Annotated in this window: 22 protein-coding genes and 1 other annotated feature; all 22 genes read right to left on the reverse strand. The window is 32.5% G+C overall.

Annotation, left to right across the window (positions count from 1 at the left end):
* Positions 1 to 39 precede the first annotated feature (39 nt).
* Entirely contained in the window at positions 40 to 771 is a 732-nt protein-coding gene (gene dprA, locus J2S15_RS18320) for a DNA-processing protein DprA (RefSeq protein WP_307411226.1), read from the reverse strand.
* Between the two features lie 71 nt (positions 772 to 842).
* The gene (gene lepB, locus J2S15_RS18325) at positions 843 to 1,433 is read right to left on the reverse strand and encodes a signal peptidase I (protein ID WP_307411229.1); all 591 of its coding nucleotides are present in this window, start codon (positions 1,431 to 1,433) and stop codon (positions 843 to 845) included.
* Positions 1,434 to 1,472: 39 nt separating this feature from the next.
* Positions 1,473 to 2,099, reverse strand: a complete 627-nt coding sequence (gene rnhB, locus J2S15_RS18330; protein ID WP_307411232.1) for a ribonuclease HII — start codon at positions 2,097 to 2,099, stop codon at positions 1,473 to 1,475.
* On the reverse strand, positions 2,083 to 2,952 hold the full coding sequence (gene ylqF / locus J2S15_RS18335) for a ribosome biogenesis GTPase YlqF (RefSeq protein ID WP_307411234.1): 870 nt from the start codon (positions 2,950 to 2,952) through the stop codon (positions 2,083 to 2,085). The genes rnhB and ylqF overlap by 17 nt, the downstream gene beginning before the upstream one ends.
* On the reverse strand, positions 2,939 to 3,529 hold the full coding sequence (lepB, locus tag J2S15_RS18340) for a signal peptidase I (protein WP_307411237.1): 591 nt from the start codon (positions 3,527 to 3,529) through the stop codon (positions 2,939 to 2,941). The genes ylqF and lepB (J2S15_RS18340) overlap by 14 nt, the downstream gene beginning before the upstream one ends.
* A gap of 77 nt (positions 3,530 to 3,606) precedes the next feature.
* Complete coding sequence (gene rplS / locus J2S15_RS18345) at positions 3,607 to 3,954, reverse strand: 50S ribosomal protein L19 (protein ID WP_307411239.1); 348 nt, start codon at positions 3,952 to 3,954, stop codon at positions 3,607 to 3,609.
* Between the two features lie 204 nt (positions 3,955 to 4,158).
* Positions 4,159 to 4,959, reverse strand: coding sequence for an ABC transporter ATP-binding protein (locus J2S15_RS18350; protein ID WP_307411240.1), 801 nt, complete (start codon positions 4,957 to 4,959; stop codon positions 4,159 to 4,161).
* Positions 4,952 to 5,881 carry an ABC transporter permease gene (locus J2S15_RS18355; protein WP_307411242.1) on the reverse strand — a complete coding sequence of 310 codons (930 nt, stop codon included), beginning with the start codon at positions 5,879 to 5,881 and terminating at the stop codon, positions 4,952 to 4,954. The genes J2S15_RS18350 and J2S15_RS18355 overlap by 8 nt, the downstream gene beginning before the upstream one ends.
* Positions 5,882 to 5,889: 8 nt before the next feature.
* On the reverse strand, positions 5,890 to 6,882 hold the full coding sequence (locus J2S15_RS18360; protein WP_307411245.1) for an ABC transporter substrate-binding protein: 993 nt from the start codon (positions 6,880 to 6,882) through the stop codon (positions 5,890 to 5,892).
* A gap of 54 nt (positions 6,883 to 6,936) precedes the next feature.
* Positions 6,937 to 7,163, reverse strand: a binding site (T-box leader).
* A 119-nt stretch (positions 7,164 to 7,282) separates the two neighbouring features.
* On the reverse strand, positions 7,283 to 8,011 hold the full coding sequence (gene trmD, locus J2S15_RS18365; RefSeq protein WP_307411247.1) for a tRNA (guanosine(37)-N1)-methyltransferase TrmD: 729 nt from the start codon (positions 8,009 to 8,011) through the stop codon (positions 7,283 to 7,285).
* Complete coding sequence (gene rimM, locus J2S15_RS18370; protein WP_307411250.1) at positions 8,008 to 8,499, reverse strand: ribosome maturation factor RimM; 492 nt, start codon at positions 8,497 to 8,499, stop codon at positions 8,008 to 8,010. The genes trmD and rimM overlap by 4 nt, the downstream gene beginning before the upstream one ends.
* A gap of 32 nt (positions 8,500 to 8,531) precedes the next feature.
* Entirely contained in the window at positions 8,532 to 8,777 is a 246-nt protein-coding gene (locus J2S15_RS18375; RefSeq protein ID WP_307411252.1) for a KH domain-containing protein, read from the reverse strand.
* A 3-nt stretch (positions 8,778 to 8,780) separates the two neighbouring features.
* A complete protein-coding gene (gene rpsP, locus J2S15_RS18380) occupies positions 8,781 to 9,053 on the reverse strand; it encodes a 30S ribosomal protein S16 (RefSeq protein ID WP_307411255.1) in 273 nt (90 codons plus the stop codon).
* Between the two features lie 74 nt (positions 9,054 to 9,127).
* Positions 9,128 to 9,532 carry a hypothetical protein gene (locus J2S15_RS18385; RefSeq protein WP_307411257.1) on the reverse strand — a complete coding sequence of 135 codons (405 nt, stop codon included), beginning with the start codon at positions 9,530 to 9,532 and terminating at the stop codon, positions 9,128 to 9,130.
* Entirely contained in the window at positions 9,525 to 9,938 is a 414-nt protein-coding gene (locus J2S15_RS18390; RefSeq protein WP_307411260.1) for a prepilin-type N-terminal cleavage/methylation domain-containing protein, read from the reverse strand. The genes J2S15_RS18385 and J2S15_RS18390 overlap by 8 nt, the downstream gene beginning before the upstream one ends.
* Positions 9,910 to 10,089, reverse strand: coding sequence for a hypothetical protein (locus J2S15_RS18395; protein WP_307411263.1), 180 nt, complete (start codon positions 10,087 to 10,089; stop codon positions 9,910 to 9,912). Before J2S15_RS18395 ends, J2S15_RS18390 begins: the two co-directional genes overlap by 29 nt.
* The gene (locus J2S15_RS18400; RefSeq protein WP_307411265.1) at positions 10,079 to 10,465 is read right to left on the reverse strand and encodes a hypothetical protein; all 387 of its coding nucleotides are present in this window, start codon (positions 10,463 to 10,465) and stop codon (positions 10,079 to 10,081) included. The genes J2S15_RS18395 and J2S15_RS18400 overlap by 11 nt, the downstream gene beginning before the upstream one ends.
* Positions 10,452 to 10,757 carry a competence type IV pilus major pilin ComGC gene (comGC, locus tag J2S15_RS18405; protein ID WP_307411399.1) on the reverse strand — a complete coding sequence of 102 codons (306 nt, stop codon included), beginning with the start codon at positions 10,755 to 10,757 and terminating at the stop codon, positions 10,452 to 10,454. The genes J2S15_RS18400 and comGC overlap by 14 nt, the downstream gene beginning before the upstream one ends.
* Positions 10,754 to 11,755, reverse strand: coding sequence for a type II secretion system F family protein (locus tag J2S15_RS18410; protein ID WP_307411267.1), 1,002 nt, complete (start codon positions 11,753 to 11,755; stop codon positions 10,754 to 10,756). Before J2S15_RS18410 ends, comGC begins: the two co-directional genes overlap by 4 nt.
* A complete protein-coding gene (locus tag J2S15_RS18415; protein WP_307411270.1) occupies positions 11,697 to 12,686 on the reverse strand; it encodes an ATPase, T2SS/T4P/T4SS family in 990 nt (329 codons plus the stop codon). Before J2S15_RS18415 ends, J2S15_RS18410 begins: the two co-directional genes overlap by 59 nt.
* Positions 12,687 to 12,764: 78 nt before the next feature.
* A complete protein-coding gene (locus J2S15_RS18420) occupies positions 12,765 to 13,346 on the reverse strand; it encodes an MBL fold metallo-hydrolase (RefSeq protein ID WP_307411273.1) in 582 nt (193 codons plus the stop codon).
* A 57-nt stretch (positions 13,347 to 13,403) separates the two neighbouring features.
* Positions 13,404 to 13,553, reverse strand: a complete 150-nt coding sequence (gene rpmG / locus J2S15_RS18425; RefSeq protein ID WP_307411276.1) for a 50S ribosomal protein L33 — start codon at positions 13,551 to 13,553, stop codon at positions 13,404 to 13,406.
* Positions 13,554 to 13,592 lie beyond the last annotated feature (39 nt).

The following is a 13,592-nucleotide window of genomic DNA, read 5'->3' on the forward strand; positions in this document are numbered from 1 at the left end:
CTAGAACATATTATCTTCACATTTCTTATTTGTCAACCTTTATAACTCTTTCATGGTTGAGATGTCAACTATTACGCTTGCTCCCGATTCAATCAGCAAATTGCATCCACTTACCTCATTTTCAATAAATGGATATGGAAAACAAAAGACTTCTCTATCAAGTTCTAAGGCTTCGTTTACAGTTAATAACGTACCACTTCGCTTCTTTGCTTCAATAACTACTAAACACTTGCCAAGTGCTGCAATTATACGATTACGCATTGGAAAATGCCATGCATAAGGTTTTACACCTTTGGGGTACTCACTAATTAATAATTGATCCTTTTTCATTCTTTTATATAACTCATTGTTTTCTGATGGATAAGCAATATCAAGTCCACAACCAATTACACCAATTGTTCTATGACTTGTAAGTGCTAGGTTATGAGTAAAACCATCGACTCCTTTTGCCATTCCACTAATAATTACATATTCTTTATTTATATACTTCATTAATAATTCAATATAGGATTTTCCTAATCGAGTAATATCTCTACTTCCTACTACGCTAACTGCATCCTTATATAGTAAAGATAAATCTCCTTCATAAAATAACACATATGGAGGATTTTTCAACTCTTTTAGAATATTTGGATAATCTTTGTCACAAATACAAATATAATTCCCATCATAAACTGTCTTTGTGTACTTTTCGTTACAATCAATTGCTTTTCGTATCTTATTATAGTCACCACTATATCTTATTGCATAATAAAGTAATCGCTCTCTCACTATATCACCTCAATAATATATAGTTAATAAATTATAATTTACCTAAAAAAGATTCGTGTTTCCACAAATCTTTATTGATTATCACTTGATACAACTCCAATTTTATCAAATGGATATAGTACAAGAACATATTTACTTACAATATCTTCTTTCTTAAATGGACCTACTTCACGAGAATCATAAGATACAATTCGATTATCACCAACTAGAAAATATTCGTCATCTCCAAGTTGATAAGGTCCATAATCTCTGGAAAATATAATTTGTCCATTATTTGTTTTTTCATTCACATAGGCTTCATCAAAGAAATCTTCTTCAACAAATTCATCATTAATATAAAGTTTATTATTTTTATATTCTACCTTTTCACCAGGTAAACCAACTACACGTTTTACCCAACGATCATCATTTGGTTCATAATTTACAACTACAACTTCAAATCGTTTTATATCACTTACATAAGTAGAGAATACATTTGAGAATCCACGTTCCTGATCAATCAAGGTTGGATACATACTATTTCCTTCTACTGTTACTGGACGAAATACAAACTTAATGCATAGAAAAGAAAATACAAAACATATTAAAATTAGACGGATAAAATCCAGTATCTCAATTTTAATATTCTCTTTTTTTGTCTCTTTCTTCATCTTTGCTTCCATATCATGTAATACCCCTTTATATTTATTATAATATCTTGACTATTCATCAAAGTCAAAACTTAATTGTCTCATCTGTGCAACTGGTCCAAAACTTTTACGATGGATTTCCAATACACCATATTGTTTCAATGCTTCTAGATGTTGTTTGGTTGGATATCCTTTGTGTTTCGCAAATCCATACTCTGGATATTGTTTATCAAATTCACACATGATACGATCTCTTGTAACTTTCGCTAAAATACTTGCAGCAGCAATATTTACACTTTTCTGATCACCTTTTACTAAAGGCTCAACTATTTTACCTTCAATCTCAAAAGGCATTGCATCGCTTAGTACAACATCTGCCATTTCACAATCATTTGCGATATCCATCATTGCTTTTTTTGTTGCCTGATAAATATTCAGTTTATCAATAACTTCTTCATCAATAATAAGAATTTTATGATAAATAGATTCTTCAAGGATAACATCATAAAGTAACTCACGTTTCTTTTCGGATATCTTCTTTGAGTCATATATCTCTTCATGCGTATACCCTTTAGGAAAGCATACACCCGCAACTACTAATGGTCCAGCCAAAGGCCCTCTACCTGCTTCATCAATACCTAAAATGACATTGTAGCCCATGTCAAAGTATTTTTTTTCAAACTCATTCGCACATTTCATGATATATCTCCCATGTAATAGGTCCGAATCGATTGTCACGAATATCCTTTAAAAAGGTTTCAATTGTACGATTATAATCAACTTCGTTTCCTTTAATCAGAAAACCTTTTTTTCTTCCAATCTCTAAAAACTGCTTATAATTATTATCAACTAATTCAATACCATATACTTCTATAAGTTGTCGAGGGAAATGCTCTTTCATAAACTTTAAGGCAAAGTAAGCAATTTCTTCAAGTGGTAACACCTGATCACGAATTGCACCTGTCACAGCTAATAAAACACCAATTTCTTCATCATCAAATTTAGGCCATAGTACTCCAGGAGTATCCAATAGCTCAATTTCTTTATTTACCTTTACCCAACGAGTATTCTTTGTGACTCCTGGACGATTTCCAGTCTCCAATACTTTCTTGGAAGCAATACGGTTAATCAATGTACTTTTCCCTACATTAGGAATCCCACATACCATACAACGTACTGCTCTTGGATTCATTCCTTTACGAATCTGACGATCACGTTTTTCCTTCATTAACTCCATTACTGCCTGAGTAATGATTTTAGAACAGTTATCCTTTAGTACATTAAGTCCAATAACTTTGGTTGTCTCATTTTCCAGTGCCTTCATCCATTGTTTTGTCATATCACTTTGTGCTTTATCAATCTTGGTTAAAACAATCAACCTGGGCTTCTGTTGGATGATTTCATCAATTAGAGGATTCTTGCTTGCGTTAGGAATACGAGCATCTCTTAACTCTATGACCATATCAACAAGCGAGAGCTTGCTTTGCATCTCTCGCTTTGCTTTTGTCATATGTCCTGGGAACCACTGAATGTTTAATTTACTTTGTGCCATCGGATATAATTCCTATCTTATCAAATGGATAAAGCACTAATACATACTTACTTACAATATCTTCTTTGGTGAAAGGACCAACAACTCTGGAATCTTTTGATACCTGACGATTATCACCCATCAGGAAGTATTCGTCCTCACCTAAATAATAAGGCCCAAAATCACCTGTGAAAATACTTTCGCCATTGTTTGTCACACTATTTACATATTCTTCATCAAAGAATGTTTCTTCTACATATTCATCGTTGATATAAAGCTTATCATCTTTGTATTCTACTTTTTCACCAGGTAATCCAATTACTCGTTTTACCCACAGTTTATCTGTTGGTTCATAATATGCAACTACAACCTCAAAACGTTCGGGATCACTAACAAATGTTGAAAACACATTTGAGAACCCAAACTCTTTATCAACCAAAGTAGGATACATACTACTACCATCCACTGTTACTGGACGAAAAACAAATTTAACGCATAAAAAAACAAATACAAAACATATTAGTATCATTCTTACAAAATCTAGTATTTCTATTTTTAACGATTCTTTTTTCGTTTCTTTTTTCAACTTTTCTTCCACTATTATCACCTATATCAACATTATACTCTCATACTACTTCATTTGCTAGAAAAAAAAACAACAAGATTGTTGCTTTTTTAACGAATTTCTTTAATACGTGCAGCTTTACCACTACGTCCTTTTAAGTAACGTAATTTATTTCTTCTAACTTTACCACGACGAGTTACTTCAATCTTATCGATGATTGGTGAATGAACTGGGAAAGTTCTTTCTACTCCGATTTGGTTAGAGATTTTACGAACTGTGAAAGTTTCTGCAATTCCTCCACCTTTTTTAGCGACAACAACACCTTCAAAAATCTGGATTCTTGATTTGTCACCCTCTTTAATTCTAACGTGGACTTTTACTGTACATCCACTTCTGAACTCAGGAATATCACTTTTCAACTGAGACTTTGTAACTTCATTAACTAAATTTAAATTCATTTTCGTTCTCCTTTTCTTCGTTATACACCTGGCTCATAATCAATGTTAGCGGAACCGTGTAGCCAACAGGCTTATATATAATAACAAAATTCAAACCTGTTGTAAATGGTAAATTTGAAAATATCCTTTATTTTAGCCTGTTTTGTATTAAATAACAAAAAAATAAGATTGATACTATATCAATAGCAATCAATCTTATTTCTTTTAATCTTTTGATAACAGCAATGTATCGTTATCCATTTCTTCTCCTACAGCATTTTCAAACATCTGTAGTAGATCAGAAACTTTTAGCTTACTTTTCTCTTCTCCACGAATATCAAAAATAATTTCTCCTTCATGAAACATAATCAAGCGATTACCATATGTAATGGCGTCTTTCATATTATGTGTAACCATTAATGTAGTAAGCTGATCCGCTTCAACAATCTCTTTTGTAATCTGAAGCACCTTTTTTGCAGTCTTTGGATCTAGAGCAGCTGTATGTTCATCAAGCAATAATAGTTTTGGTTTCTGCAATGTTGCCATAAGAAGGGTTAATGCCTGACGTTGACCACCAGACAGAAGTCCTACTTTTGAAGACATCCGATCTTCCAGTCCAAGTTCTAATTTCCTTAACTTTTCTTTGAACATCTCTTTTTCGTTGCCTTTGATTCCCCATTTTAAACCTCGCCCAAATCCACGACGATTTGCCATTGCAAGGTTCTCCTGAATTTCCATATCGGCTGCAGTTCCCATCATTGGATCTTGAAATACTCGTCCAATTAATTTACTGCGTTTGTATTCCGGATACAATGAAATATTTTCATCTTCAATATAAATATATCCACAATCAATTGGATATACTCCAGCAATCATATTTAGAATGGTACTTTTACCTGCACCATTTCCACCAATTACGGTTACAAAGTCTCCTTCTTCTAACTGTAAATCAATTTTATTTAGTGCTTTCTTTTCGTTGACTGTCCCCATATTGAAAGTCTTACTTACTCCTTTTATCTTAAGCATGTTCAGACTCCTTTCCTGTCAACTTTTTATACATACGTACTTGTTTCTGTTTATTTAGTAATACTGGTATTGTGAGGGCAACTCCTACTAGAATTGCTGTTAATAATTTCAAATCATCAGTGTTCAAGCCAAGTTCTAATACGATTGCGATAATAATTCGATAGATTGCTGAACCTACAGCAATTGAAATTAGACGTACAGCAAAACTCTGTTTGCGCCCAAATAAAACCTCACCAATTACAATCGAAGCTAAACCAATAACAATTGCACCGGTTCCCATCTTCACATCTGCGTATCCTTGAGATTGGGTAACCAAAGCTCCAGATAACGCAATAAGTCCATTACTGATCATCAAACCAATAATCTTTGTAGTATTAATATTCACTCCTAGTGCAGATACCATTTTTTCATTATTACCAGTTGCACGAATAGCAGAACCAATTTCAGTTCCAAAGAACCAGTACAAAACACCAACAATAAAAATTACAATAATAATTCCTATTGCGAGTGTTGTATGTGCCGTACTTAGTCCTGTCATACTACTCAATGATTTAATAATTGTATCACTTTGAAGCAGTGGAAGATTTGAACGTTCTCCCATAATCCGCATATTAATGGAATACAATCCAATCTGGGTCAGTATTCCTGCCAGAATTGCAGGTATCTCAAATTTGGTAATTAATACTCCAGTAATTAATCCTGCAGCAAACCCAGTAAGTATTGCACCAATAATTGCTAGTACTGGTGATACACCATTCGTAATTAAAATAGCACAGGTTGCACCTCCAGTAGCAAAACTACCATCTACAGTCAAATCTGCAATATCTAAGATTCGAAATGTAACATATACACCAAGTGCCATAATTCCCCAAAGAATTCCTTGGCTGATTGCATCTTGAATCGATAAAAATAAACCTGTCATATATACTCCTATTCTTCAATAATAGTTGCTTTATCTAATAATTCCTTTGGAATTGTAATTCCTAATTCATCAGCAACCTTTTTGTTGATTGTAAGTTCACAATCTTCTGCAGCCAGATACTCAATTGGCATATCAGCAGGTTTTGCATCACCATTTAATATTTTAGCAGCTTGAACTCCTGATAAATATCCCAGGTTGTAGTAATCAATACCATAAGTAGCTAAACCACCATTGGTAACCATACCACTTTCACCAACAATACATGGCAAGTCATTTTCGCTTGCTACCATTGAAATTGTACTCATACCTTCTGCCATCATATTATCTGTTGGAATATAGATTGCATCCACTTTACCAACTAAAGATTGAGTAACTTGTTGAATCTGACTTAAATCAGATACTTTTGCTTCTGTATATTCTAATCCAGCAGCCTCAATTGCTTTCTTTGCTAAATCGGCTTGGAATCTAGAGTTATCCTCAGCATTTGTATACATAACTGCTACTGTTTTTGCATCTGGAAGCAATTGTGTCAACAAATCAATTTGTTCTTCTACAGGTGTTAAATCGCTTGTCCCCGTTACATTTCCTCCAGGTTTATCATTAGAAGTAACCAATCCAGAGTTTTCAGGATCTGTAACTGCCGAAATAACAATTGGAATATCTGAAGTCTTTTGAGCAACTGCCTGTGCTGCAGGTGTTGCGATTGCGTAAATTAAATCATTTCCATCGTTTACTAATTTATTAGCAATTGTTTCCGGAGTAGATGCATCTCCTTGAGCATTCTTAAAATCAATACTGATGTTCTCACCATCAACATATCCTTCATCCTTCAAACCATCAATAAAACCTTCATATGCCTGGTCTAACGCAGGATGCTCAGCATATTGAATAACTCCAACCTTTAGTGTTTTCTCTCCATCTGCTGTGTCATCACCATCGCTACATCCAACAATTACTGTACACATACTTAATGCTAATAATAGCTTATATACTTTCTTCATACACTTCTCCTCTCATAATATTTTTTTCTTCCGTAAAACAAAAAAAGTCCTCCAATAGAGGACGACTAAGCCGCGGTACCACCTCTGTTTGATATAGTTAGCTATATCATCTCACAAGTACAAACTTACAGGGTAATGGTTGTTAACCAAGATAGCCTACTAACAATTGTATTCGGTATCTAACTCCATGATGTATTCAGTTTTTATCTTGTGCTATTTTCACCAACCATAGCATCTCTGCATGCCAATAAAAACTTACTATTTCACTTCTTCGTTTTTGTTTTATTTATGTTTATACTATGATATTCTGAAAACTTTGTCAATGAATAATGAAAATAATGAAAGAAAAATTCATCACTTTCATTATTTTTCAATAACAAGTGATGAATTACATTTATAATTACTTCATCTTCTCTTCTTCAATTACTTCTGATAAGAGCTTACTTTCTTCTTTATTTAACTCTTTCTTGTCTAATAAATCTGGTCGACGCAAATAGGTTTTACGAATAGATTCTTTCAAACGCCATTTACGAATATTTTCATGATGGCCACTCAATAAGATATCAGGAACTTTCTGTCCTTCAAACTCAATTGGACGTGTGTATTGAGGGTATTCCAATAATCCATTTTCATATGAATCATCCTCATGACTTGTTGTAGTAATAACACCATCGTGCAAACGAATCATCGCATCACAAAGTACCACAGCAGCTGTTTCACCACCAGTTAACACATAATCTCCAATTGATATCTCTTCATCCACATAACTGCGAATACGTTCATCAAAACCTTCATAATGACCACACAAGACTATAACATCATCACTTTGCGCTAATTCATGTACTTTCTGTTGGTTTAATGGCGCTCCCTGTGGCGTCATCATAATAACTTTTGTGTCTTTTTGACGGTTTGCTTTAATTGCATCAACAATTGGCTGACAAGTTAATAACATCCCTGCTCCACCACCACAAACAGTATCATCTACATTATTGTGTTTATCTAAGGTATAGTCACGAAAGTTAACACTACTGAAATCAACATGCTTATTATCAATTGCTCTTTTAATAATAGATGTATTTGTAAAAGAATCAAAGAACTCCGGAAATAATGTCAGTACCGTTATTTTCATAACAGTCCCTCAATCACTTCAATATCAATTCGTTTATTTTCTATATCCACATTCTTAATAAATTGATCAACATATGGAACCAGAATCGTCTTGTTGATCCGTAATATTGGATTTGCAGCTGTATCAATAACATCTTCTACTTCACCTAGCAGATTATCATCCTGATCATAAACCGAACACCCCTTTAATTCAAAGAAATAATAACCTTCATCTAATTCCTCAATATTATTACGATCAATATACAACTCGCTTCCCTTCCAAATCTCTACTTTATTAATATCTTCAAAACCATCAAAAGTAACCAATACCATATCTTTATGTTCACGATATGTCTTAACTTTTAAAATTATTTCTTTATTTTGAAACAACAAAATTAACTCATTTCCTTTTTTAAATCGTTCATCATTAAAATCACTTAAAGATTTAATTTTCAATTCCCCTTTAAGTCCATGTGTATTCACTATAATTCCAACTTTAATTTTATCCATATTATACTCCTAAAAAAAGGATGCTAAGCATCCTAGTATGATTCAAATTTAATTGTAATCATTTTGTTTTCTTTACGTGATGCTATCGACATCATCTGACGAATACTACTCGCCATCATTCCACGACGACCAATTAAACGAGCAACATCATCTGAATTCGCATATACATGTAGCAAAACCTCATTTTCATTTAATGTTGACATTACTTTAACTGACAGACTATCTTTATCATCAACGATTGGTGTAATGAGATCTAAAATTGTTTTTTCGTAATTCATAAATTATTTAGAAAATTTTTCGTCGTGAATTTTCTTCATAATTCCGTTTTTTGACAACATACTTCTTACAGTATCTGATGGTTGTGCACCATTTCTTAACCATTTCAAAGCTAATTCTTCATCAATTGTAATTTCTGCAGGGTTATTGTTAGGATTATATGTTCCAATCGCTTCAATAATTCTTCCATCACGAGGACTTCTTGAATCAGCAGCAACGATTCTGTAGTAAGCATATCCTTTTTTACCCATTCTTTTTAATCTTAATTTAACAGCCATTTTATTAATTCTCCTTTTATTCCTCACTTAGTATAACACAATAAGAATAGGTGTCAAGCATTTTTGCTGTACACCTATAAATAATCATAACTAATAATTTTATGATTACTTGAATCATATCTAAGTTGTGAATAAATCTTTAGTTGACCGCCATCATATATTTGAATAGTATATGATTCTATTTCAGGTGTAATTAAGATTTTAAAACTATCATAATACAATTCTTTGGCTTCAACTACTATTTCCTCTTCATCTTCAAACTCATCAAAACTTTCTTCTTCCTCAAATATCTCCTCTGTATCTTCTTCATATGATCTCATAGATAACTTTATCTGATGAATTGCATACAACTCTGCATATGCAAGATTTTCATTTTCAACTCTAATTGACTTTGCTTTCACATACAACATTGAAGTAAACCCCATACATATGGATAATAACATAATTCCATAAATACTTATAAATCCTTTTTTATTCACATCCAATCACTCGCTTTTCTTCTGTTTGATTTTTATGATGATACTGTAGATAGAGACAATTATCATAACGAGAAAAAATAACCGATTTTAAATCTTTCATAAACACCTGGTATCCTGGGGTAAGAATTAACTTATCATCTTTTTGATACAAACATAATTCATTATTCATATAGTCGAAGCAAACTCGTTGATCATCAATCGTTATTGACGATGATAATACATAAATTAAACGCAATTGACGAATACTTACCTCATCTTCACCATAATGAAAGTCATAATCAATTTTACTAACAAGCTGTAAATAACCACTAATTAGCAATACTGATATAGATACCACAAGTAACCCTAATATTGTCTCTATTAGGGTAAAACCCTTATTATTCGATTTCTTTGTAGAATACTTCACGTATGCATTCCTCATCATTAGAATAATCAATCTCTGTTGTTTTTATATGTGTAATTCCTTTTATAGAAGCACTGATAACCATAATTAAAATAACTGTAATCTGAAACAATAAAATTGACTCCATCATAATAAACCCTTTTCTATTTAACATAAATATTCCCACTTCCAAGATTAATTACAACTTCTTTTTGACTATCTGCACTTTTACATAGAATTGTTTGAGCCATATTCACATTCCCTCTTTCATTAAAACTGATTTCATGAGTAGTACACATAGTACTGTTGGATAAGCTTATTGTACGTTCATTAATCATAATACTGCTTCCTTCAATGTTAACGACTACCTGTTCCTTATTTTCAATTGCTTCAATCTGTGCCTGTAGCAAATAATCTTTCAGTTTCTCACATTCAAATCTTAATAATACTTTGCTGTTTACTTGTGATGGAATCAGAACTGCAATACTGCCAATAATAACAAATACAAACAGCGTCTGAATCAAAGTAAATCCTTCCCTATTTACTCGCACTTGCTTCTCCACCTTGGATAGTTATTGTCTCTCCATCTGGACAACGTCTCTGACTATCTTTTAAATATCCCTTGTTGATAAGCTGATCAATACTTGATGGTGTCTCTAATGTTTCTACTTCATACAACAATATCTGCGAGTTTACAACTTCCACCAATGCTTCACACCCTTTGTTATCAATTACTTCTTTTTTCTGCTGTATTTGTGGTAATGTAAGCAAAAATATTAATGCAATAATTGTTAATACAATAATCATTTCTAAAATCGTAAATCCCTTCTTCAAGTTCCTCACATCCTTTCTAACATTTGTAATGGAACCAGCATTATCTGATATACACATATAACTAATATACCTACAAAACTATACGAGATGAGTTGAACCAAAACACTAACTTTTCTAATCTGATTCATCCATTGCTTTTCTTGTAAATCTCTATATGTAATTAAGGAATCACGAAATGTATTTGTTGAAGAACCAAGGGTAAAGTGTAACTTAAAGTTCTTTGAAATCATTGGATTATTTTGAATCGATTCCATCATCTCAACCCCATTCTGCAGATCATAATAGATTTTCTTAACTACAATAAACAATAATGGTTGATCATTCACATTCTGAAGAAACTGAAATGCATGCTTTGTACTCATTCCATGTTTATCTAATTCAATTAAATAATTGCTGAGATAATAAGACATCCACTCTCTAATAATCCCAACATAACGAACAAAGATTAAACCAACCGAATACATTAGTTTCTTTGACAATTTACACAGTACAACTAAAACAATTAAAAGTAGTAGTACTCCAAGCAAAATTAGTGATAAATAATTGATTAATGAAACTATTTCAAATATAACACTTCCATCAACTTCGAAATTTTGAATCAACTGAGGAATAATTACATTGGAAAACATAATTACTGAGAAGAAAGAAACAACAAGAATAAACAATGGATAAGCAGTTTGTTTGATTAGTTTCTTTCGAATGTCTTGTTCAAACTGATACATTGCTATTGCACATTGTAGTGCGTTAGCAATACTTGTAGTATTTAAGAAGAATGTAACAAATACTTTTAAACGCCCCTTACAACTGTCTTCAATAATCTTCTCAATTGATTCTCCTTGTTCGATTGCAATAAGAATATGTTCATCATCCTTATTCAACAACTGCAATGCATGGTGTAAGGAGTACCCTTTTGAAATCAACTGTGCAAAATACATCCATTGCGTTATATTAAGTGATAATGTCACTTTGTGCGGATTCTTTATCAATCCAGCCTTTGCTAACTGCATTTTTAATCTTTGTTTTAATATCAGCATATCCCTTTGGAAGTGTATTACTCTCTAACACTTCCTTTAAATCCTCCTTTTCTAATATTTCATAGATGCAGACTCTACTTTCACTATCTTTTGATTTAAAGATTCTCTGATTTGTTACACCAGTTACCGTTTCTTTTAAATCAAGTTTTGAAATACCAAACTCCTCTAACCGTAATAATGCTTCTTTACAACTTTTCGCATGAATGGTTGTAAAGATCATATGCCCACTCAATGCACTTCTTATCAACATCTTTGCAGTTTCTTCATCTCTGATCTCACCAATCATAATTACGTCAGGATCATGTCTTAGCAGTTGTTTAATACCTTCACGATAATCAAAATTTAATCGTTCATTAATCTGAAGTTGCAGATAGTTATCACTTTTAATTTCTACTGGATCTTCCAGACTAATTACATTCAATTGTTCTCTTTCTGCTATCATCTCTAATACAGCATGTAATGTTGTACTCTTACCACTACCGGTTGGCCCACTTACCAGAATTAAACCACTGCGAAAATTTGTCCATGAGTGAAATATATCATTTTGTTTCTTCTCTTTACTCAGTTGATCAATTTCTATTTTAGGATGATTATTCAATACTCTTAGCACTCCGGACTGTGATTGTAATGTACGCAAGTAAGAAAATCGAAAATGTAATTCTTTATTTTTATAAATATAAGAGAAGTTTCCACTTTGAGGTAATAGAGAATTCCCTAAATCAAGATTAGCTGTAAACTTCAAATAATGAAATAAAGTATCATTCAATTTCTTATCCTGAATTGCTATAAAACCCTGCAACCCCCGTACCTTTATCTTTAGTTTTCCTTTTTCCAGTAGAAAATGAACATCACTGGCATTGTGTTTCACTACATACTTTAATAACGTGTTTAATTTCTTACGCATAACTCACCTCACTTATTACTACATATTTCGTCAAAAAAAACCTAAAAAAAATAACCAGTTTTTTTTCTGGTTATCATTTTATAAAAATGGATTATTAATTAATTCTTCCTGGATGGTTGTCGAATCTCCATGTCCGGGATAAACAATATAGTCCGGATTAAGTGCCTTTACTTTTTCAAGTGACTGATTCATCTTTGTATTAGAACCAGTTGGCAAATCACAGCGACCAATACTTTGTTTAAATAATACATCTCCACTGCAGATAAAATCATCAAAAATAAGTAGTACACAGCCATTTGTATGACCTGGTGCATCTTCTACATCAAAGTGAAACGGCCCAATCGTCATCGACATATCATATGTTTCAACTGGCCAATTAAACACTTTTTCCTCAACAAACGAAGAGCAGTTTAATTTGGAATCACGTAATAGTTTTTCATCGTCTGCACTAATATAAACAGGGCATGAAAAATTTTTTCTAAAAAACTCAACTCCTGCAACATGATCATAATGACCATGAGTTAACAAAATAGCATCTACGATTCCTTCTTGTTCTTTGATATGCTCTACAACTTTCTTGGAACTTCCTCCAGGGTCAACAATCATTACATGTTGATTGTCCCAGATTAAGTAACAATTCGCTTGTAGGCTACCTAACACATAACGCTCTACTTTCATATATATAATAAAATAAAAAAGCCTAAACTACGGCTTTTATTATTTTTTCTCCTTATGCTCAGTTTGTGCATTACATTTTGGACAATATTTTTTTACCTGCATACGTTCTGTTTGCGTTTTCTTGTTTCTTGTATTTATATAGTTCTCTGAACCACATTCTGAACATTTTAAAGTGATACGATCTCTCATGTTGAATCCTCCTTAAGCGTTTCTTATTGTATCATACAT

The organism is Breznakia pachnodae (assembly GCF_030814225.1).
Classification (GTDB): domain Bacteria; phylum Bacillota_I; class Bacilli_A; order Erysipelotrichales; family Erysipelotrichaceae; genus Breznakia; species Breznakia pachnodae.

What these genes read in the sequence shown, in the direction of transcription:
- lepB (WP_307411229.1), bottom strand. Translation starts at nt 1,433, where the DNA reads ATGGAAGCAAAGATGAAGAAAGAGACAAAAAAAGAGAATATTAAAATT.
- rnhB (WP_307411232.1), bottom strand. Translation starts at nt 2,099, where the DNA reads ATGAAATGTGCGAATGAGTTTGAAAAAAAATACTTTGACATGGGCTAC.
- ylqF (WP_307411234.1), bottom strand. Translation starts at nt 2,952, where the DNA reads ATGGCACAAAGTAAATTAAACATTCAGTGGTTCCCAGGACATATGACA.
- rplS (WP_307411239.1), bottom strand. Translation starts at nt 3,954, where the DNA reads ATGAATTTAAATTTAGTTAATGAAGTTACAAAGTCTCAGTTGAAAAGT.
- J2S15_RS18350 (WP_307411240.1), bottom strand. Translation starts at nt 4,959, where the DNA reads ATGCTTAAGATAAAAGGAGTAAGTAAGACTTTCAATATGGGGACAGTC.
- J2S15_RS18355 (WP_307411242.1), bottom strand. Translation starts at nt 5,881, where the DNA reads ATGACAGGTTTATTTTTATCGATTCAAGATGCAATCAGCCAAGGAATT.
- J2S15_RS18360 (WP_307411245.1), bottom strand. Translation starts at nt 6,882, where the DNA reads ATGAAGAAAGTATATAAGCTATTATTAGCATTAAGTATGTGTACAGTA.
- trmD (WP_307411247.1), bottom strand. Translation starts at nt 8,011, where the DNA reads ATGAAAATAACGGTACTGACATTATTTCCGGAGTTCTTTGATTCTTTT.
- rimM (WP_307411250.1), bottom strand. Translation starts at nt 8,499, where the DNA reads ATGGATAAAATTAAAGTTGGAATTATAGTGAATACACATGGACTTAAA.
- J2S15_RS18375 (WP_307411252.1), bottom strand. Translation starts at nt 8,777, where the DNA reads ATGAATTACGAAAAAACAATTTTAGATCTCATTACACCAATCGTTGAT.
- rpsP (WP_307411255.1), bottom strand. Translation starts at nt 9,053, where the DNA reads ATGGCTGTTAAATTAAGATTAAAAAGAATGGGTAAAAAAGGATATGCT.
- J2S15_RS18395 (WP_307411263.1), bottom strand. Translation starts at nt 10,089, where the DNA reads ATGTTAAATAGAAAAGGGTTTATTATGATGGAGTCAATTTTATTGTTT.
- J2S15_RS18410 (WP_307411267.1), bottom strand. Translation starts at nt 11,755, where the DNA reads ATGCAGTTAGCAAAGGCTGGATTGATAAAGAATCCGCACAAAGTGACA.
- J2S15_RS18415 (WP_307411270.1), bottom strand. Translation starts at nt 12,686, where the DNA reads ATGCGTAAGAAATTAAACACGTTATTAAAGTATGTAGTGAAACACAAT.
- rpmG (WP_307411276.1), bottom strand. Translation starts at nt 13,553, where the DNA reads ATGAGAGATCGTATCACTTTAAAATGTTCAGAATGTGGTTCAGAGAAC.